Here is a 19,585-nt window from a genome sequence, read left to right on the forward strand (position 1 = left end):
CTTTCAAAGGCTGGGTTCCTTCATTCATCAACACATTTTCTTGCACTATTTCTTTTTATCATTAACTTCTTCAAAATCAGCATCAACAACATCATCATCCTTTGTGTCTGTTTCAGTGTTAGAGGCTGCTGCTTGTGAAGCTTCATACATCGCCTGTCCAAGTTTCATACTGACTTCTGCTAATTTCTGCATTTTGGTTGTCACTTCTTCAGTATCGGTGCCATCAAGTGCAGACTTCAAATCAGATATTGCTGTTTCAATTTGTTCTTTATCTTCAGAAGAGACCTTATCACCGTACTCTTTCAGCGACTTCTCTGTTGAATGGATAAGAGCTTCCGCCTGATTTCTTGCTTCAACACCTTCACGACGCTTCTTATCCTCAGCAGCATGTTCTTCTGCATCCTTGACCATTTTTTCAATATCAGCATCACTTAAACCACCTGATGCTTGAATACGAATTTGATGCTCTTTACCCGTTCCTTTATCTTTCGCCGAAACATTAACAATACCATTCGCATCAATATCAAAAGTAACCTCAATCTGAGGCATACCACGCGGTGCTGGCGGAATACCAACAAGATCAAACTGAGCCAACAACTTGTTATCATTAGCCATTTCGCGTTCACCTTGAAACACACGAATAGTCACAGCACTCTGATTATCATCAGCCGTTGAAAAAACTTGCGATTTCTTTGTCGGAATAGTGGTATTGCGTTCAATAAGACGTGTAAAAACTCCACCCAACGTTTCAATACCCAAGGATAAGGGCGTTACATCCAACAGCAATACATCTTTCACATCGCCTTGTAATACACCACCTTGAATGGCTGCACCCATTGCAACAACTTCATCAGGATTAACGCCTTTGTGTGGATCTTTGCCAAAGAAGCTTTGCACAACTTCTTGAATCTTGGGCATACGTGTCATACCACCCACTAAAACAACTTCGTCAATCTCACCAGCTTTTAGCCCTGCATCTTTCAATGCAGCTTTACAAGGCTCGATAGTGCGCTGAACCAAATCATCAACGAGAGATTCAAATTTTGCCCGAGTCAATTTCATTGTTAAATGCTTGGGACCAGATTGATCGGCCGTAATAAATGGCAAATTGATTTCCGTTTGTTGTGACGAGGAGAGCTCAATCTTTGCTTTTTCTGCTGCTTCTTTTAGACGTTGCAACGCTAGCTTATCATTTTTCAGATCAATTCCTTGTTCTTTCTTGAATTCATCAGCAAAATAACCGACCAAGCGCATGTCAAAATCTTCACCGCCTAAAAAAGTATCGCCATTGGTCGACTTAACTTCAAAAACACCATCTCCAATTTCAAGCACCGAAATATCAAATGTACCACCACCAAGATCGTACACTGCAATGGTTTTTCCGTCTTTTTTATCTAAACCATAGGCTAAAGCAGCAGCTGTAGGCTCATTGATAATCCGTAAAACCTCTAATCCAGCAATTTTACCCGCATCTTTGGTAGCTTGGCGCTGTGCATCATTGAAATACGCAGGAACAGTTATAACCGCTTGCTCAACTTTCTCACCAAGATAAGATTCTGCCGTTTCTTTCATCTTTTGCAAAATCATTGCTGAAATTTGGGAGGGAGAATATTTCTTACCCGCTTCTTCAACCCACGCATCACCATTATCGCCTTTAACAATTTTATAAGGCACAAGCGCTTTATCTTTTTCAACCATGGGGTCATCAAAACGGCGACCAATCAAGCGTTTAACCGCAAAAACCGTTCCTTCAGGGTTTGTTACCGCTTGCCGTTTAGCAGGTTGTCCAACAAGCCGTTCTCCCCCATCCGTAAAAGCAACAACCGAAGGCGTTGTGCGCGCTCCTTCTGAATTTTCAATAACCTTTGCGTTTTTACCATCCATGACAGCAACACAAGAGTTTGTTGTCCCCAAATCAATACCAATTACTTTTGCCATATTATAATCTCCATTTCAGCAAGCTACCTCAATCTTCATTAAGCATTTTCTAAGACAGCTCCTCATAACACTCAAAGCCTGTACTTCACTTCAAGTTACACAAACAATAAATTGTAAGTCACAACAAGCCTTTCTGCCTCGTATATAAGAACAGGCTCTTATCGCTACAAGAGAGTCATGAGAGAAACATTCTTAAAATAAAATTTTTCTTCTAAAACTAGGTCTTCTACCTACCCGCAAGCGCCCTCTATACTGATAATGCGGATATCATAGCAACCCTTTTTTACAATGTTCATTAACATATTAACCTATAAAAATTGGAAAAATAAAAAATAATCATTTGCATATTTTGGGGATCCTTCGCAATGAAACGATATTTAAGTCAAAATTTTTGCCATATCACTTAAAAACTCAATGATTATACCAAAAATAGCATAATCCTATTTAAGACATACCTCTATAATGACGATCGTATCTTGATACACTCAATAAATACGATGCTCTTTCCATCACTGATGGCTGTAGCGTTCAACCTCATCTTTCTCAATATGCTCTTTGTAAGAATATCTCTGTCAATCTTTTCTTAATCGTTCCATTTCTAAACACCTTATTGTTCATTGCCTTTTACAAACTACGCTGTGAAGATGCTCGACTTCATTTTCTCTTTAATCTGTATATTAAATCGAGGCATAAAGTTCAAAATACTCTTTTGCCTTTAAGTATAACGTTAAAACTCTAGAGAACTATGCAACTTATACTTGTTCCTATAACTCTGGCAATTCTTTCTTTTATTTTAAACAAAAACTCTGCTAAATAATAAAAAGGAGCATTCAAAAGTGAATCAAACAAAGGAGGGTGAATTAATGATAAAACTCATCATCGAGAAAACGAACAAGCTCGTATCTCAATATACAACTTACAGACAATATCCATGCAAAAAGGTTGTTACAAATATCGTGTGCGCGCTTCTTTTTGCTTGTATAGCCCACTCCGCAACCGCTCAACAATATAAAATTGGAGATATAGAAATCCTTCATCCTTGGACGCGAGAAACGGCTATAGGTATAAAAGTTGGTAGCGGTTATCTCTACATCATTAATCACGGCAATATCCCAGATCGTTTGATTTCTGTTTCAACAAAAGGAGTACAGACAACGGAAATTCACTCCATGGCAGTTGTTAACGATATTATGAAAATGGAAAAAATGCACCATGGCATTGAAATTCCAGGCAATGGCGAAGTCACCCTTAAGCCCGGTGGTGATCATATTATGTTCATGGGGCTTTCTCAACCATTCAAACGAGGTGATAAAATCAGCGCAAAACTGACGTTTGAGAAAGCAGGAACAATTGATGTTGAATTCTCTGTAAACGCTATGGGAGGAAAATCACCTGCCAAATCAGTCCCTCATCACTAAATTTTTCATCATTATTTAAAGCAAATAAGGAGCGTGAAAGTTTTTCCATGCTCCTTATTTGTTTTAGTGCCATAAAACATACTGTAAAAAATAGAAATTTATTTTCTCTTTCATCCATTAAGATTAATTTCAGGAATGCGCAAAACTTGCCCAGGATAAATTTTATCGGGAGATTTGAGCATCGGCTTATTCGCTTCAAAAATAAAAGTGTTTTTATTTCCTTGTCCTTTTCCATAAACCTCTTCAGCAATTTTCCAAAGCGTATCACCAGATTTAACCTCATAAAAGCGAGAAGCTTTCACAGGTATAGTGTTGTCTGTAATCTTTAATTGATCAATATCAACAGAAGAAATCCCTTGCGAATTACCAACAACTAATAGTGCTTTTTCAAGTGTTTCTCTATCTGGAACCTCACCACTCAAAACAGCTTTACCATTTTCCACCTTAATCTTCACTTTTTCTGTATCAAGTTGAAAATTATTCAATGCCGCCTTAAAATCCTTTTCTTCTGGCTCATGATCGCCAATACCAAGCTTCTCTCCAACTGTTTTTATAAAATTAAAAATTCCCATTTATGGTCTCCTTTCGTGCAGTGGAAGAAAAATTTTTGCATATATGTCACTACACTCTTTTCTTTGCTCTTAAAAACAGATAGGCGGTTTTTCTAAACTTCAACAATCACAAACAAATCTGTTCAATTCTGGGACAAAAAATAATACACTTTGATAAAAAACATATTTTTTTTAAATTTTCTCTCGAACGAAGGGATCTTTACGCACGCAATAGCATTATTAAATTACAAAGATAAAACAAGCTTTTACCGTCAGAATGAAAAGGAGTTTACTATGCTACAATTTGTACCACATTTGTTTTGCAAAAAAAATGTGAACTCCCATATAAATAATGTGGATAGTTTGCTACCACAGCAATAGAAAGGTCTAAGAAGCCATGAAAGATACACCAACAATCACGCAAACGATCGTACTTGTTGATGATGATCGCAATATTTTGACATCTTTATCTTTTGCGCTTGAGACAGAAGGCTATCGGGTTGAAAGCTATACAGATGGAGCATCTGCACTCAAAGGTCTAACACTCCATCCTCCACATTTAGCTATCTTTGATATTAAAATGCCCCGAATGGATGGGATGGAACTTTTACGTCGATTGCGTCAAAAATCTGATATTCCTGTTATTTTTCTTACCTCTAAGGATGACGAAATTGATGAATTATTTGGTCTTAAAATGGGAGCAGACGATTTTATTACCAAACCTTTCTCTCAACGTCTTCTTATTGAACGCGTAAAAGCTATTTTGCGTCGTGCCAATGCGCGTAACCAACCACTTACAACTGGAACTTCTCCTACCTCTTCTCTCAAACGTGGGGATTTGGTGATGGATCAAGAGCGTCATACCTGTACATGGAAAGATAAACCTGTTATCTTGACCGTCACAGAATTTTTGATTCTACAAACCTTAGCGCAAAGACCTGGAGTCGTAAAAAGTCGTGATGCTTTAATGGATGCTGCTTATAGTGATCAAGTCTATGTAGATGACCGCACTATTGATAGTCACATTAAACGTCTGCGTAAAAAGTTTAAACAAGTGGATGATGATTTTGCAATGATTGAAACACTGTATGGTGTAGGTTATCGTTTTCACGAAGTGTAAAACTATTTTGTCGCAAAAGTTTGAACGGCGATCAAATCGATGACAAAAGATACTCAACTGGAAACTCTGCAAAAAACGACGCCAAATGGTATTCTATCAACGCCATTTCCTATGTTTGCTTATTTGCACCGTAAGGTGCGACGTCTTCTGAGACAATTGCTTTTTTCCAGCCTTACACGCCGTATTGTCATCTTAAATATTGCTGCTCTTGCCGTTCTTGTTACAGGTATTTTGTATCTCAATCAATTTCGCGATGGTTTAATTGAAGCGAAAATCAAGAGTTTGTGTATCCAAGGAAAAATTATCGCTGGAGCTATTGCCGCCTCTGCAACAGTAGATCCCAATTCTATTCTTATTGATCCTCAAAAACTTTTAGAATTACAGACCGGAGAAAGTATTACGCCCGCACCTCAATCAACAGATTCTTGGGACTTTCCCATTAATCCTGAACAAGTTGCCCCTCTCTTACGACGCCTTATCACACCCAAAACAACAAGAGCACGGATCTATGATCGCGATGCGACTTTACTGCTTGACTCGCGCGTTCTTTATTCGAGTGGTGAAGTCTTTAGCTATAATTTACCCCCACTTAAAACTGAACAAAACATGTGGGAACGTTTTATTTCATGGTTTTCAAACACATTTTACGGTAATACTATTACTCTTGATAGAGAGCAGGTAAGAAACAGTGGGATTGCTTATCCAGAAGTATACCGAGCATTAAACGGATCTCTTGCTACTACTAAACGACGTAACAGACAAGGTCAACTCATTGTTTCTGTTGCTGTTCCTGTGCAACGCTATCGTGCAGTGGTGGGAGCACTCCTTCTTTCAACAACCGGTTCAGATATTGATAACATTGTAAAAGGCGAGAGATTGGTTATTTTTAAAGTCTTTGCTGTGGTAGGCAGTGTGCTTTTGGTCCTTTCTCTTTTTTTAGCCCATACGATTGCACATCCCTTAAGCAAATTATCCGCTTCTGCTAATCGTGTGCGCAATGGTAATAATAAGCGCGTAGAAATTCCTGATTTTTCAATGCGTGAAGATGAAATTGGTCACCTTTCAACCTCTATTCGTGATATGACCAATGCTCTTTACATGCGTATTGAAGCCATTGAACGCTTTGCGGCTGATGTAAGTCACGAATTAAAAAATCCTCTTACCTCTCTACGCAGTGCTGTTGAAACACTCCCTTTGGCTAAAAATGAAGAAGCACAGGAACAATTATTCGAAATTATTCAACATGATGTACGTCGTCTTGATCGTTTGATTACTGATATTTCTGATGCCTCTAGGCTCGATGCAGAACTTGCTCGTGAAACTGCACAGATCGTTGATATGACGCCACTTTTGGAAAGTCTTGTTCATGCTGTTCAAGAAGTATACCGTAATAGGCAAACCATTGATATAAGCCTTAATATTATCCCACGTCCTCATGGAAAAGCCTATCTTGTGCTGGGACATGAACTGCGTTTGGGACAAGTTATTTCTAATCTTATTGAAAATGCGCGTTCCTTTATTCCCCATGATAGCGGTAAAATTTCTATAACTATGAAAAGTCATGCTTCAACTCTTATTTTAACTATTGAAGATAATGGGCCTGGTATTCGTTCAGAAAATATTGAACGCATTTTTGAACGTTTCTATACCGATCGACCAAACGAAGATAGTTTTGGTCAAAATTCAGGCCTTGGCCTTTCTATTAGTCGACAAATCATCGAAGTTCATAATGGAACAATTACAGCCGAAAATATTGTTGACCCCAAACTTGAAAATAGTAAAACTGGTGCACGTTTTATTATTATGCTCCCCCTCGCTAAATAATCTTTATCCAAAGAAAAAGGTATGACCACAAAAAGTGAAATACTCCACGCAAATTGCCTTCAACTAGGAGGGAAAGGGCTGTTGATTATAGGACCATCGGGATCAGGAAAATCAACCCTTACCCTCTCTCTGCTTGACCGTGCTGAATGGTCAAAACGTGAAGCAAAACTCATCAGCGATGATTATACCATGCTGCGTGTAGAAAATGGAAAACTTCATGGCTACACGCCAGAAGGTTTGCAGGGTGGTATTGAGATTCGCGGCGTTGGCCTTTATACGATAGAGTTTGAAAAACAAACAGCGATTGATTGCGTTATTCTTCTTGGTCCTGAATATGAACGCTTTTCCACAAATCAAACGTTTCAATTTGCAGATCTACATATTCCTCTTTTAAAGCTCCCTAGCCTTCATGAAGCCGATTGTACGGCCATTTGTCAGGCTATTGAGGCGTTCTTTTTTAGAAAAATGTGGCATAAATTGGTCTAATTTTTTTCTAAATATAAAAAAATCACATTTTTTGCCTTTTTTTTGCAAATTTTTCTTGGCAGCAGAATAAAGCTTTGTAAAATATACTTTCCGCCAATATGGTTGGATCTTTAGTTAACAGGAGTTTGCGTAAATGATTGGACTCGTGCTTGTAACGCACGGTGAGCTGGCTATTGAATTTCTACATGCTGTAGAACATGTTGTTGGAACACAAGAAAAATTCGCAACAATATGTGTCTATCCCGATGATGATATCGATCAGCGCCGAGGTGATATTATCGCCGCTGTTTCCTCTACAGATACAAACCATGGCGTAATCATATTAACAGATGTGTTCGGTGGAACACCATCAAATATGGCTATTTCTGCTATTGAAAAAGGACGCGTTGAAATGATTGCAGGTGTTAATCTACCTATGCTCATTAAACTCATTTCTATTCGTCAATGCCCTAATATTTCATTATCAGAAGCTTTAAGAATAGCACAAGAAGCAGGACGTAAATATATTAATGTACCAGTATAATTTTATAGCGGATAATTAAAAACTTATGCTTTCCAAAGACCCTCTACCCTCTAAACTCAGCCGTCATTTCAATATCTGTAACAAACGTGGACTGCATGCACGTGCTTCTGCAAAGTTCGTTCAAACTGTTGACAATTTTAATGCTAGCGTTGAAGTTGAAAAAGATGGCAAAATTGTTGGTGGTTCATCGATTATGGGGCTTATGATGCTAGCTGCTTCCTCTGGTTGTAACCTTACCATTCGTGTTTGGGGACCAGAAGCAACTGATGCTCTCGATGCGCTTGAAAGACTCATTAATAATAAATTTGGAGAAGAGAATTAGAAATTTATTATCCCCCAAGAATATATGATCATCCCTGAAACAAGGACAAAAGCTGCCATTATTCTTTTGATTGGCTTTCTTATTTTTTCTGAAAAGAATCTGTCTTCATACCTGTTATCTATGAGTATTATGATTATCGTAGGCGTAAATATTTGCTAACAGTTGGTTGTGTACAATAACAATATTCGTGTCTGCTTTCGTTCCAAATTCTTTTCAACCAATTTAACTATTTGTTTTTTATAACTATTCTCATACTGCGTGTGTATGATAAAATATTCACCCTTTACTGGATATGCTAACCTTTAAAGCGACTTAAAATGTACCAATGATCGTCAAAGTTGAAATTGACTAACCTTCCTTATCTGGCTCAATTTATAGTGTTTTCAAAGGATAACAGATTGATTATAATGATAACTTCACAGTTTTTATATTGAATGAAAACCCTGAAAATCGTAAGATTTTCCTTATCTACAATCCTTTCATATTAATCAATTAAAATCATTTCCTTGACACCACAAGTGGATCCGTGTGTCGATATAACTCTTCTAAAAAGGAAAAAAACGCCTCTTACGAAAGCTTTCAGATGCCAAGAGCTGTCATAATATTGGAGATTGTAAAATACAATGATGTGCTGGTTTACTCCTTTATAAGCGTAAAGATAGTGGTGTATAATAGATATAACGTTATACCATTCACGAACACCGGCGTGAAATGAAAATAGAGAGAATTCTTCTACTGCATATTTTTGCCGTGAGACATATGTAAACATAGTTTTTATTATTATAATCACTCTTTAAAAGAAATAAGTCTTATGAATTCAACTTATCATTATGCAAATATCTTTTAGATATTCTTTTTCGGCAGAATTGTTTTATCCTTCGTGGTACACTCCACCTTTGTTATCCGCTATCGCTTTTGCGGCAGTGCTTTTTTACTATAAGGAGATCCCATGTCCCGTCTCTTTAGTGCTCTTAAAATTCCTCAGCAAACAACACAAGCACTCATATCGCTGCAAAATGGTTTACCGAACGCACAGTGGATCAGTCCAAAAAATTTTCATATCACCTTATCGTTTTTTGGTGAAGTAGAAAGCGCTGTAGCCGATGAACTTATGCGCGCCTTTAATACAATAAAACTCCCTCCTTTTATGTCACAAATAAAGGGTTTTGATGTTTTTGGTCCGGAAAAAGCTTCCCATACTCTTGTTGTTCGTATTGAACCTTGTGAAACGCTCAACCTCTTACACGAAAAGATGCAAGCTATTCGAAATAGCTTGAGCTTAACGCCTGATGAAAAACAATTTATTCCGCATATTACTGTTGCGCGATTGCTCGATATAAAACCTGAAGATCTTCCTTCTTATCTGTCTTCTCGAGGTAATTTTTCATTTCCTCCTTTTGAGGTTAATCATTTTGTTTTATTATTATCGTTATCGCCCTCAAGCGATGCCCCATATATTGTAAAAGGAAGTTGGTCACTTCAAAAGTAAAAGGGTGTTTTACCACCCTTTAGAACCTTCTTTGACACAGTACCTCATGTAAGTGGGATGGTTATATAAATACCATACTTTACGCTGAAGGCATTGTTACTGATATATTTTAAGCCGAATCAGTTTCAACAGAAGGCTCTTTTATCCCTCCTTTGGCGACACCAACTATAGCCGGACGCAGGACGCGGTCACCGATAATATAACCGGCTTGAACAACTTGTTGAACGGTATTATCTGGTACATCGGAATTAGGGATTTCAAACATCGCTTGATGAAAATGAGGATCAAACTTCTGTCCTTCTGGATGAATTTTCTGCACTCCATGGCGTTCTAGCGCTGCTATCATTGCACGTTCCGTCATTTCTACGCCCTCAGCTAATGTTTTTAAACCAGCATCATTCTCCTTTGCCCCTTCTGGAATAGCCTCCAAAGCACGATTGAGGTTATCAGAAACAGATAACATGTCACGTGCAAAATTAGCAATTGAATAGGCTCTTGCATCCGCCACATCACGCGCAGTACGACGCCGAAGATTTTCCATATCTGCAGCAAGACGTAAAAGCTGATCTTTCAGTTCTTTATTTTCGCCCTGCAAGGCAATCAGAGGATCGACAACTTCATCTTTTTCCTCTTCAATCTCTGCACGAGACTCTGCTTCACGCGTTTTTAAAAATTCATCCGCTGCTTTTTTAAGCGCATCGCGATCAGCCGGATTTTTCAAATCGCAATTTTCAAATGAAGCGTCAGTAAACTTGTTTTTTTCGTCAGACATAAAAATTCCATTCCTTCATAAGATTTGTTATTCTCGATATCGAAATTTTGCAGACAAAAATCAAGGGGTATTTACGTATCTTAATATAATGAACGTCTATAGTATAGATATTCACTGGTTATTTTAACGCAACAGTTGTGATACAAGTTGTGCGGTATAATCAACCATAGGTACAATTCTTGCATAATTCAGCCGTGTGGGTCCAATCACTCCTAAAGCGCCAATCACCCTTTGTTTTGAATCACGATAAGGTGCGACGACTAAAGAAGAACCAGAAAGCGAAAACAACTTATTTTCTGAACCAATAAAGATACGAACTCCCGAACCTTCATCGGTTAAATCGAGAAGTTGTGCCATACTTTCACGTGTTTCAAGATCATCAAACAAATGCCGCAACCGCTCTAAATCTTCTTCTGCTTTCACATCTTCAAGCAAATTACTGCGCCCACGAACAATAAGATGTATTTTATGATCACCACCTTCTCCTCCTAGGAGTGCTAATCCCGTTTCAACAAGATGATGGGATAAATGATCAAGCGCAGCCCGTGTTTCTGCACATAAACGGGCTATCTCTTCTTTCGCTTCACTCAATGTACGCCCATGAATATGGGCATTAAGAAAATTCGTTGCTTCTGTCAATTGTGCATGAGTAACCCCTTCCGGTAAATGAACAATACGATTTTCTACCTCTCCTTGTTGTGTTACTAAAACAGCAAGAGCGTGCTCTCCATCAAGGCGCACAAATTCAATATGCTTTAAGGTGCCTTCATATTTTGTTGCTAGAACAAGCCCTGCACCACGCGAAAGATCTGAAAGAACACGGCTTGCTTGAATGAGAAAATGTTCAACCGATTGTGCATGACCGGCTTCTTTAACTTGAGCTTCAATACTTTCACGCTCCTCATTTGGCAAATCACCCGCTTCCATAAAGGCATCAACAAAAAATCGCAATCCCGATTGCGTTGGCATCCGACCTGCAGATACGTGAGGTGCGTAAATTAAACCAAGATGTTCAAGATCACTCATCACATTGCGAATCGTTGCTGGGGATAATGTCTGTCGCAAAAGCTTTGAAAGATTTCGTGATCCTACAGGTTCACCATCATTAAGATAAGCTTCCACAATATGGCGAAAAATATCCCGAGAACGCTCATCAAGATATTTTAGTTCATTATCAATAGGTTTGTGCTTCATCACAATTGTTTCACTACTTTAAAATACTTCTCTCTCTATATAAGTTTTGCCAAGGTTTGGTCAAATAGACTAAAGCAGTGAAAGCATAGCATATATTTATCATAAAAAATGCCATCATCAAAAAAAGATCGTCTCTCTGTCTTTTCAATTCAATCTCTGTTAGTATAAAATATGAAAGATTTCATGTGACTCAATATTCATAAATTTGCAAAAACGAGAACATTGTATAAAATCTGGCATAATTTGTATATATTAAGCATTCCAATTAATTTTAGCACAAAATCGTCCCCTTTTCACTTCTGGAGAAATGCCTATGAGAAGCATAGCAGCCGAAAAACTCGTTATTGCTACACATAACACCGGTAAATTGCATGAAATTACTACACTGTTTGCACCTTTCGGATTGACAATACAATCCGCAAAAGAACTTGGATTGCCAGAACCAAAAGAAACGGGAACAACATTTGAAGAAAATGCCTATATAAAAGCCTTTGCCGCAGCAAAAAATACAGGACTTCCAGCCCTTTCAGATGATTCAGGTCTCGAAGTGGATGCATTGAATGGTGCTCCTGGTGTTTATACAGCTGATCTTGCCCTACAACCCGATGGCACACGTGACTTTTCAAAGGCTATGCAAAAAATAGAAGATGAACTGCAAAAAAACGGAGCGCATAAAAAAAGCCAACGAAAATGCCGATTTATATCCGTTATCTGCATTGCATGGCCCGATGCTCATGCCGATTATTTTCGTGGATGCGTTGAAGGAACATTTATTTGGCCTCCACGGGGAGATAAAGGTTTTGGTTTTGATCCTATTTTTTTACCAGATGGATATGAAAATACCTTTGGAGAAATGTCAACGGAGCAAAAACATGGCTGGAAACTCCATGATAAAACACCCCCACTCTCACATCGTGCACGTGCTTTTAAACTTTTAGCCGAAAACCTTTTAACACTCTCATGAATAAAGCTTTTGGCATTTACATTCATTGGCCCTTTTGTGCTGCAAAATGTCCCTATTGTGACTTTAATTCCCATGTTCGTGTGCATGGTGTTGATCAGCCACGTTTTGTCACCGCCTTTGAGCGTGAAATAGAAACACAATACCATAAAATAGGTCCACGTCATATTACCAGCATCTTTATTGGTGGAGGAACGCCCTCTCTTATGACGCCTCAAACTGTTGATTCCTTATTGCAAGCTCTTGCTAGAAAATGGACAATTGATGATAAAGTTGAAATTACACTGGAAGCTAATCCATCAAGTGTGGAAGCAGAACGCTTTCGCGGATATCGCGCAGCAGGCGTTAACCGCTTGTCCTTAGGTGTACAAGCACTCGATGATCACGCACTGAGAAAACTTGGCAGACTCCATGATGTGAAACAAGCCCTTCACGCTATTGCTTTAGCGCGGGAAATCTTTCCACGTTTATCCTTTGATCTCATTTATGCTCGCCCAGAACAAACCCTTGAACAATGGAAATGTGAACTTTTTCAAGCTCTGGATTTTGCGGCAGATCATCTTTCTCTTTACCAATTAACCATCGAAGAGGGAACCGCTTTTAAACGACTGTATGACGCAGGAAGGCTTATCCTTCCCCCATCAGAGCTCGCAGCAGACCTCTACCATCTTACCCAAGAAATCACTACGCGGCATGGACTCCCAGCCTATGAGATCTCAAATCATGCAACCCTTGGTGCCGAATCAGCACATAATCTTCTCTATTGGCGTTATCATGAATATGCAGGCTTTGGTCCAGGAGCCCATGGACGCTTTATCGAGTCTTCAGAAAGCCACTGTTCTGCCTCTATAAAAGCATCTGTTGCTCAAATTGAAAACCGTGAGCGTTATGTAACAATCAATGAAAAATATCCCGAACATTGGCTTGAATTGGTAGAAACTACAGGACATGGTTGTATTGAAACAGAACTCTTGACTCTTCAGCAACAAGCAAATGAGATGCTCCTCATGGGGTTGCGTCTTTGCGAAGGTTTGGATCTTTCACGTTATGAAACCCTAAATACCAAGGGTTTACCAATGGAAAAGCTTATCGATTTGCAACAACAAGGGCTGGTAGAAATGACAGGAAATCACCGCTTAAAAGCGACAGACAAAGGACGAATCCTTCTTGATTATGTTATCAACCAATTGGCAAACTGAAATCCCTATTATTTTTATCTCTCTTGACATCCATGATGCTATCATATTCATAGTTTTCAATTTGTCGAAGTTGTCGAAGAACTTTTTTGAAAAAACAATTGCTTCCTTCATTCTGCAAAAAAATCAACAATGAAACGTTCATAAATAGCCGTGAGAGTTTCCAGTGCATCGAGAGCTATACACTCATCTACCATATGCATTGTCTGGCCTGGTAAGCCAAATTCAATGACTGGGCAATAATCTTTAATAAACCGCGCATCCGAACTTCCCCCAGAAGTTGAACATTCTGGTTTATGCCCTGTTATGCTTTTAATAGCATTGGATAATGTATGAATGAGTTTATCATTTTTGGTCAAAAAAACATCACCCAAACTTGGAATCCATTCAAGTTGATAGAAGGGCAATTGATCACTGTTGTTTGTTGATTGTACTAAAGTGAGACGTTTTTCAATTTCCCTCATAAGCATTTCTTTTGTCCAAAGATCGTTGTAACGTATATTAAAGCGAATTGTCGCTTGTGCTGGAATAACGTTCACTGCAGAATTCCCTGTATCAATGGACGTTAATTCCAAATTGCTTGGTGGAAAATCTTCTGTACCTTGATCTAAGGTCGTTTGTGTTAACGCTTGAAGAAGTTGACTTGCTAAAGGCAAAGGATTAGCTGCCCGCTCCGGAAAAGCAACATGACCTTGGCGACCTTTAACGGTAATAATACCAGAAATTGACCCCCGACGACCAATTTTTATCATATCACCAACCGTTTTTACGCTTGTTGGTTCACCCACAAGAGCGGCAGTCCATTTTTCTCCTTTTTGCTCCGCCCATTTGAGAAGTTTCACCGTACCATTCAGTGCTGGTCCCTCTTCGTCACCGGTGATCAAAAGACTTACCATTCCTTTAAGGGATCTTTTCTCAAGAACTCGAGCAAATGCTGCAACAAAACAAGCAATCCCACCCTTCATATCAACAGCTCCACGCCCGTATAATTTCCCTTGATTTATCACAGCTTCAAAAGGAGGATATGTCCACTGTTCCAATGCCCCTGGCGGTACAACATCTGTATGACCCGCAAACATAAGATGCGGCCCTTCCTTCCCTATCTTGGCATAAAGATTTTCAACATCTTCTGTATTTTTTTCTGAAAAGATAGGACGCTCAACATGAAACCCTATCTTGGCGAGAAATTGTTCCAAAGTTGATAAAACACCTGCTTCGCGAGGCGTAACAGAAGGGCAACGAATAAGTGCCTGTAATAGCTGAAGGGGATCTGTAAGGACAGGCATAAGCGCTCTTCCAATCTCAATTTAAGAATTATGAAATATTATTAAGCTGAATTATAAAAAAGATAAAGTAAAAACATTGAAGACACTCAGCAAACGAAGCAGGGGAAGACAATATTGCTGAGGCTTCAATGCATTCCTCATCATGTCATGAGGCACATATATAATAAAATGTTCAATAAAAAGTTCCGCCGAATATTATCTTCTTCAAGTTTTTTTATATTTCCAGCTTATATGAATGAAAATCAATAGCCTGCAACTTATAACCATTTTCTTTCAACCAAGCACGATGCTTTTTACTTTCTGGACAAAGTTTTTCACAAAGAGCCCAAAATCTTGGGCCGTGATTCATTTCAACAAGATGAGCAACCTCATGCGCAACAACATATTCAACAATTTCTTTTGGTGCCATAATAAGACGCCAAGAAAAAGAGAGATTTCCTCTTATTGAACAAGAACCCCAACGACTTTTCGTATCTTTATAACAAATTGATTTTACTTTACGCTCTATTTTATGTGCGTAATGTCCCACCAATGGTGTTATAATACACGCAGCCTGCTTTTTTAAAACATCAGCAACACGTCTTGGTAAATGCTCTAATTGACCATAAACGACAATTTGAGGCTCTTTTTTGCTATCTCCTGTAATGATTTCTGTTATCCCACGCCCCACTTTATGTCTTATGGTATGTGCTATACCCAATATAGGAATCGTTATGCCCTCTTTGAGATAAGAATTTTCTTGAATAATTTGTACGCGCGTAAGGCGTGCCTCAATCCAAGATCGATGCTTTTCAATAAAATCTTGTACCGAACAGAGATTTACCGCTGGTGGCGTTGTTACACAAATCTCCTGACACCTCGCGTCAATACGTAATGTAAGTCGACGCGCAAGCTCATGTTCACGTACCCGTATAGGCACAATGCGATCAGAAAAAATAAAAGGCTGCTCATAAACAGTCATATATTATGCCCTTGATTATCAGTAAATTGGATCTCTATCTTATATTGATTTTATCAATCAATGACCTCAACGCTGTCTCAAGGTACTCCAAATCTTTTGGGCGTGAAAATCCGTGATCTGCATCAGGAACAAGTGTCAATGTTACATCCTGTAAAGGTAAATGATTCAATAAATTCAATGTATGCTGATAGGGTATATCATTATCCTGCATCCCTTGGAGAATATGAATCGGACAACCCAGATCAATACGTCCTTCCATAACTCGGTTGTTTCGCCCATCTTCAATCAATACTTTTGTAAAGGGCGTCGGATCATCATTATTATCATCCACAGGTCGTTCAATATAGCCTTTTTCTTCCAAAATTTTCCATTCCTTCGGACCTAACTGTGGTTCTATCAATGTTTGTGTAAAATCAGGAGCTGGAGCAATTAAGATCATACCAGCAAGTCTCTTCTTTTGCTGCGCTAACAACATAGCTAGCCTTAGAGCAATCCATCCCCCCATAGAAGAACCAACCACTATTTGTGGACCTTCACAATAGGTTTCAAAAACCGCTAAACTTTCCTTAACCCAACGTGAAATCGTGCCTTGAAAAAAATCTCCCCCCGATTCTCCATGACCAGAATAATCAAAACGCAAACAAGATAAATCATGCTGCTGTGCAAAATCATCAACCAACATCGCTTTGCTTCTTAACATATTGGACTGATAGCCAGAAAGCCAAACTAAACCTGGAGAACCGCGTCCTTTACGATACCGCACCGCAAGAGAGGTGTCTTCAAACGAAAAAAACTGGCAAGGAATATTTTGATCCATAATTTCTTTTCTCCATAAAACACTTCATACTCATAAAAGAAAAATTTTTACCTCTCAATCAAATCTCAAAGTCATAAATCAAATATGAAAAAAGCACGAATCCTAGTTGTTTTTCTGTGTATAATTGTATATTAAATTACGCTGTAGATGAATCAGAATTAAGGAATATAAACCATTCGCAGACCGTTTAAAATAACACCTACCCAAAAAGACGGACCACGTTCAAATCAGGATATTCGCGTTCCGCGTGTTCAACTTATCAACGATGAAGGACAACATCAAGGCGTTGTTGCAATACAAGAAGCGCTTGCTATGGCTGCAGAGGCAGGGCTTGATCTGGTCGAAATTGTGCCAAATGCAGAACCACCTGTGTGTAAGATCATTGATTTGGGAAAATTGAAATATCAAACCCAAAAAAAAGCCGCAGAGACACGTAAAAAACAAAAAGTCATTGAAATCAAAGAGATTAAGATGCGCCCAAATGTTGATGTTCATGATTATGGCGTAAAGCTCAAAGCTATTCATCGTTTTATTGGGAATGGTGATAAAGTGAAGATTACTTTGCGTTTTCGTGGACGTGAAATGGCTCACCAAGATCTTGGATTAAAGCTTCTTCAGCGGGTTAAAGAAGATACAAGTGAAATTGCTAAAATTGAATCTGAGCCAAAACTTGAAGGCCGTCAGATGATGATGGTGATAGCAGCTAAATGATTCTTTATGGGAATCATATAAAATACAGATTATAAGTGTTGAGTGTATAGCGTCTTGTAAAAGCATCAGAGAGTGTTGTGGTGGTGCTTTTAAATGCAGTGGCAGCTGTACACAACCTTTCCAAGGGGAATACGTTATTTTATAAAGGCTAGATGTCTCTCATCAAAGTGCTTCAATCTTGCATAAAATAACTCTAGAATAGAGAAGCACCTTATGGTCAAAAAACAAATTTCTGCTTTTGATAAACATCTTATCATTCGTCTTTTGTGAGAAAATTGTTAGAAATTGTATCAATCAATGATTTCAATACTGTTTCAAGGCATTCCAAATCTTTTGGGCGAGAAAATCGATGATCTGCATCACGAACAAGTGTCAATGTTACATCCTGTAAAGGTAAATGATTTAGTAAATTCAATGTATGTTGATAGGGTATTTTATCATCCTCCATCCCTTGGAGAATATGGATCGGACAGCCAACATCAATACATCCTTTCATAACGCAGTTGTCTTTTCCATCTTCAATAAATGCTTTTGTAAAAGGCATCGTTTCATCATCTTCATCCCCAGGTCGTTCAACATAGCCTTTTTCTTCCAAAATTTTCCATTCTTCTGTCCCTAATTCTGGTTCTAGCAATGTTTGTGTAAAATCAGGAGCTGGAGCAATTAAGATCATACCAGCAAGTCTCTTCTTTTGCTGCGCTAACAACATAGCTAGCCTTAGAGCAATCCATCCCCCCATAGAAGAACCAACCACTATTTGTGGACCTTCACAATAGGTTTCAAAAACCGCTAAACTTTCCTTAACCCAACGTGAAATCGTGCCTTGAAAAAAATCTCCCCCCGATTCTCCATGACCAGAATAATCAAAACGCAAACAAGATAAATCATGCTGCTGTGCAAAATCATCAACCAACATCGCTTTGCTTCTTAACATATTGGACTGATAGCCAGAAAGCCAAACTAAACCTGGAGAACCGCGTCCTTTACGATACCGCACCGCAAGAGAGGTGTCTTCAAACGAAAAAAACTGGCAAGGAATATTTTGATCCATAATTTCTTTTCTCCATAAAACACTTCATACTCATAAAAGAAAAATTTTTACCTCTCAATCAAATCTCAAAGTCATAAATCAAATATGAAAAAAGCACGAATCCTAGTTGTTTTTCTGTGTATAATTGTATATTAAATTACGCTGTAGATGAATCAGAATTAAGGAATATAAACCATTCGCAGACCGTTTAAAATAACACCTACCCAAAAAGACGGACCACGTTCAAATCAGGATATTCGCGTTCCGCGTGTTCAACTTATCAACGATGAAGGACAACATCAAGGCGTTGTTGCAATACAAGAAGCGCTTGCTATGGCTGCAGAGGCAGGGCTTGATCTGGTCGAAATTGTGCCAAATGCAGAACCACCTGTGTGTAAGATCATTGATTTGGGAAAATTGAAATATCAAACCCAAAAAAAAGCCGCAGAGACACGTAAAAAACAAAAAGTCATTGAAATCAAAGAGATTAAGATGCGCCCAAATGTTGATGTTCATGATTATGGCGTAAAGCTCAAAGCTATTCATCGTTTTATTGGGAATGGTGATAAAGTGAAGATTACTTTGCGTTTTCGTGGACGTGAAATGGCTCACCAAGATCTTGGATTAAAGCTTCTTCAGCGGGTTAAAGAAGATACAAGTGAAATTGCTAAAATTGAATCTGAGCCAAAACTTGAAGGCCGTCAGATGATGATGGTGATAGCAGCTAAATGATTCTTTATGGGAATCATATAAAATACAGATTATAAGTGTTGAGTGTATAGCGTCTTGTAAAAGCATCAGAGAGTGTTGTGGTGGTGCTTTTAAATGCAGTGGCAGCTGTACACAACCTTTCCAAGGGGAATACGTTATTTTATAAAGGCTAGATGTCTCTCATCAAAGTGCTTCAATCTTGCATAAAATAACTCTAGAATAGAGAAGCACCTTATGGTCAAAAAACAAATTTCTGCTTTTGATAAACATCTTAT

General features: G+C 38.5%; 19 protein-coding genes. 11 read left to right on the forward strand and 8 right to left on the reverse strand.

Annotated features, from left to right (window positions below; genetic code table 11):
- Window positions 1-45: 45 nt before the first annotated feature.
- Window positions 46-1,938: a molecular chaperone DnaK gene (dnaK, locus tag PVV64_RS03270; RefSeq protein WP_273759774.1), complete on the reverse strand. Its 1,893-nt coding sequence runs from the start codon at window positions 1,936-1,938 to the stop codon at window positions 46-48.
- Between the two features lie 863 nt (window positions 1,939-2,801).
- On the opposite strand from dnaK, the gene PVV64_RS03275 reads away from it, so the two are divergent.
- A complete protein-coding gene (locus PVV64_RS03275; protein ID WP_273759799.1) occupies window positions 2,802-3,356 on the forward strand; it encodes a copper chaperone PCu(A)C in 555 nt (184 codons plus the stop codon).
- A gap of 110 nt (window positions 3,357-3,466) precedes the next feature.
- Here the strand turns inward: PVV64_RS03275 and lysM are convergent, their stop codons facing one another.
- Window positions 3,467-3,928: a peptidoglycan-binding protein LysM gene (gene lysM / locus PVV64_RS03280; RefSeq protein ID WP_273759775.1), complete on the reverse strand. Its 462-nt coding sequence runs from the start codon at window positions 3,926-3,928 to the stop codon at window positions 3,467-3,469.
- Between the two features lie 376 nt (window positions 3,929-4,304).
- On the opposite strand from lysM, the gene PVV64_RS03285 reads away from it, so the two are divergent.
- The 6 genes from PVV64_RS03285 (at window position 4,305) to thpR (ending at window position 9,671) form a co-directional block, all read left to right on the forward strand.
- Window positions 4,305-5,027, forward strand: a complete 723-nt coding sequence (locus tag PVV64_RS03285) for a response regulator transcription factor (RefSeq protein WP_273759776.1) — start codon at window positions 4,305-4,307, stop codon at window positions 5,025-5,027.
- Between the two features lie 39 nt (window positions 5,028-5,066).
- Window positions 5,067-6,851 (forward strand): sensor histidine kinase, encoded by a 1,785-nt coding sequence (locus PVV64_RS03290; RefSeq protein WP_273759777.1) that lies wholly within the window; start codon window positions 5,067-5,069, stop codon window positions 6,849-6,851.
- 21 nt (window positions 6,852-6,872) lie between these two features.
- Window positions 6,873-7,337, forward strand: coding sequence for an HPr kinase/phosphatase C-terminal domain-containing protein (locus PVV64_RS03295; protein WP_273759778.1), 465 nt, complete (start codon window positions 6,873-6,875; stop codon window positions 7,335-7,337).
- Window positions 7,338-7,470: 133 nt separating this feature from the next.
- On the forward strand, window positions 7,471-7,860 hold the full coding sequence (locus PVV64_RS03300; RefSeq protein WP_273759779.1) for a PTS sugar transporter subunit IIA: 390 nt from the start codon (window positions 7,471-7,473) through the stop codon (window positions 7,858-7,860).
- 25 nt (window positions 7,861-7,885) lie between these two features.
- On the forward strand, window positions 7,886-8,182 hold the full coding sequence (locus tag PVV64_RS03305) for an HPr family phosphocarrier protein (protein ID WP_273720275.1): 297 nt from the start codon (window positions 7,886-7,888) through the stop codon (window positions 8,180-8,182).
- Window positions 8,183-9,131: 949 nt separating this feature from the next.
- Window positions 9,132-9,671: an RNA 2',3'-cyclic phosphodiesterase gene (gene thpR, locus PVV64_RS03310; RefSeq protein ID WP_273759780.1), complete on the forward strand. Its 540-nt coding sequence runs from the start codon at window positions 9,132-9,134 to the stop codon at window positions 9,669-9,671.
- Between the two features lie 109 nt (window positions 9,672-9,780).
- Here the strand turns inward: thpR and grpE are convergent, their stop codons facing one another.
- Complete coding sequence (gene grpE, locus PVV64_RS03315) at window positions 9,781-10,443, reverse strand: nucleotide exchange factor GrpE (protein WP_273759781.1); 663 nt, start codon at window positions 10,441-10,443, stop codon at window positions 9,781-9,783.
- Between the two features lie 123 nt (window positions 10,444-10,566).
- Window positions 10,567-11,637 (reverse strand): heat-inducible transcriptional repressor HrcA, encoded by a 1,071-nt coding sequence (gene hrcA, locus PVV64_RS03320; RefSeq protein WP_273759782.1) that lies wholly within the window; start codon window positions 11,635-11,637, stop codon window positions 10,567-10,569.
- A 313-nt stretch (window positions 11,638-11,950) separates the two neighbouring features.
- On the opposite strand from hrcA, the gene rdgB reads away from it, so the two are divergent.
- Window positions 11,951-12,601, forward strand: a complete 651-nt coding sequence (gene rdgB, locus PVV64_RS03325) for an RdgB/HAM1 family non-canonical purine NTP pyrophosphatase (protein ID WP_273759783.1) — start codon at window positions 11,951-11,953, stop codon at window positions 12,599-12,601.
- Window positions 12,598-13,797, forward strand: coding sequence for a radical SAM family heme chaperone HemW (hemW, locus tag PVV64_RS03330; RefSeq protein ID WP_273759784.1), 1,200 nt, complete (start codon window positions 12,598-12,600; stop codon window positions 13,795-13,797). Before rdgB ends, hemW begins: the two co-directional genes overlap by 4 nt.
- A gap of 107 nt (window positions 13,798-13,904) precedes the next feature.
- On the opposite strand, the gene dapE is transcribed toward hemW, so the two are convergent.
- The 3 genes from dapE to PVV64_RS03345 form a co-directional block, all read right to left on the reverse strand.
- Window positions 13,905-15,080 (reverse strand): succinyl-diaminopimelate desuccinylase, encoded by a 1,176-nt coding sequence (dapE, locus tag PVV64_RS03335; protein WP_273759785.1) that lies wholly within the window; start codon window positions 15,078-15,080, stop codon window positions 13,905-13,907.
- Window positions 15,081-15,294: 214 nt separating this feature from the next.
- On the reverse strand, window positions 15,295-16,041 hold the full coding sequence (locus tag PVV64_RS03340; RefSeq protein ID WP_273759787.1) for a M48 family metallopeptidase: 747 nt from the start codon (window positions 16,039-16,041) through the stop codon (window positions 15,295-15,297).
- Window positions 16,042-16,075: 34 nt separating this feature from the next.
- A complete protein-coding gene (locus tag PVV64_RS03345) occupies window positions 16,076-16,858 on the reverse strand; it encodes a carboxylesterase (protein WP_273759788.1) in 783 nt (260 codons plus the stop codon).
- A 192-nt stretch (window positions 16,859-17,050) separates the two neighbouring features.
- Between PVV64_RS03345 and infC (PVV64_RS03350) the strand changes: the two genes are divergently transcribed.
- Window positions 17,051-17,569 carry a translation initiation factor IF-3 gene (gene infC, locus PVV64_RS03350; RefSeq protein ID WP_273756414.1) on the forward strand — a complete coding sequence of 173 codons (519 nt, stop codon included), beginning with the start codon at window positions 17,051-17,053 and terminating at the stop codon, window positions 17,567-17,569.
- Window positions 17,570-17,822: 253 nt separating this feature from the next.
- Here the strand turns inward: infC (PVV64_RS03350) and PVV64_RS03355 are convergent, their stop codons facing one another.
- A complete protein-coding gene (locus PVV64_RS03355) occupies window positions 17,823-18,620 on the reverse strand; it encodes a carboxylesterase (protein WP_273759789.1) in 798 nt (265 codons plus the stop codon).
- Window positions 18,621-18,812: 192 nt separating this feature from the next.
- Between PVV64_RS03355 and infC (PVV64_RS03360) the strand changes: the two genes are divergently transcribed.
- The gene (gene infC / locus PVV64_RS03360; protein WP_273756414.1) at window positions 18,813-19,331 is read left to right on the forward strand and encodes a translation initiation factor IF-3; all 519 of its coding nucleotides are present in this window, start codon (window positions 18,813-18,815) and stop codon (window positions 19,329-19,331) included.
- Window positions 19,332-19,585 lie beyond the last annotated feature (254 nt).

Origin of the sequence: Bartonella sp. ML70XJBT.G (genome assembly GCF_028618575.1) — a bacterium.
GTDB lineage: Bacteria > Pseudomonadota > Alphaproteobacteria > Rhizobiales > Rhizobiaceae > Bartonella.

What these genes read in the sequence shown, in the direction of transcription:
- lysM (WP_273759775.1), bottom strand. Translation starts at nt 3,928, where the DNA reads ATGGGAATTTTTAATTTTATAAAAACAGTTGGAGAGAAGCTTGGTATT.
- PVV64_RS03285 (WP_273759776.1), top strand. Translation starts at nt 4,305, where the DNA reads ATGAAAGATACACCAACAATCACGCAAACGATCGTACTTGTTGATGAT.
- dnaK (WP_273759774.1), bottom strand. Translation starts at nt 1,938, where the DNA reads ATGGCAAAAGTAATTGGTATTGATTTGGGGACAACAAACTCTTGTGTT.
- PVV64_RS03275 (WP_273759799.1), top strand. Translation starts at nt 2,802, where the DNA reads ATGATAAAACTCATCATCGAGAAAACGAACAAGCTCGTATCTCAATAT.
- PVV64_RS03300 (WP_273759779.1), top strand. Translation starts at nt 7,471, where the DNA reads ATGATTGGACTCGTGCTTGTAACGCACGGTGAGCTGGCTATTGAATTT.
- thpR (WP_273759780.1), top strand. Translation starts at nt 9,132, where the DNA reads ATGTCCCGTCTCTTTAGTGCTCTTAAAATTCCTCAGCAAACAACACAA.
- PVV64_RS03345 (WP_273759788.1), bottom strand. Translation starts at nt 16,858, where the DNA reads ATGGATCAAAATATTCCTTGCCAGTTTTTTTCGTTTGAAGACACCTCT.
- hemW (WP_273759784.1), top strand. Translation starts at nt 12,598, where the DNA reads ATGAATAAAGCTTTTGGCATTTACATTCATTGGCCCTTTTGTGCTGCA.
- PVV64_RS03290 (WP_273759777.1), top strand. Translation starts at nt 5,067, where the DNA reads ATGACAAAAGATACTCAACTGGAAACTCTGCAAAAAACGACGCCAAAT.
- hrcA (WP_273759782.1), bottom strand. Translation starts at nt 11,637, where the DNA reads ATGAAGCACAAACCTATTGATAATGAACTAAAATATCTTGATGAGCGT.
- PVV64_RS03295 (WP_273759778.1), top strand. Translation starts at nt 6,873, where the DNA reads ATGACCACAAAAAGTGAAATACTCCACGCAAATTGCCTTCAACTAGGA.
- grpE (WP_273759781.1), bottom strand. Translation starts at nt 10,443, where the DNA reads ATGTCTGACGAAAAAAACAAGTTTACTGACGCTTCATTTGAAAATTGC.
- dapE (WP_273759785.1), bottom strand. Translation starts at nt 15,080, where the DNA reads ATGCCTGTCCTTACAGATCCCCTTCAGCTATTACAGGCACTTATTCGT.
- PVV64_RS03305 (WP_273720275.1), top strand. Translation starts at nt 7,886, where the DNA reads ATGCTTTCCAAAGACCCTCTACCCTCTAAACTCAGCCGTCATTTCAAT.
- PVV64_RS03340 (WP_273759787.1), bottom strand. Translation starts at nt 16,041, where the DNA reads ATGACTGTTTATGAGCAGCCTTTTATTTTTTCTGATCGCATTGTGCCT.
- rdgB (WP_273759783.1), top strand. Translation starts at nt 11,951, where the DNA reads ATGAGAAGCATAGCAGCCGAAAAACTCGTTATTGCTACACATAACACC.
- PVV64_RS03355 (WP_273759789.1), bottom strand. Translation starts at nt 18,620, where the DNA reads ATGGATCAAAATATTCCTTGCCAGTTTTTTTCGTTTGAAGACACCTCT.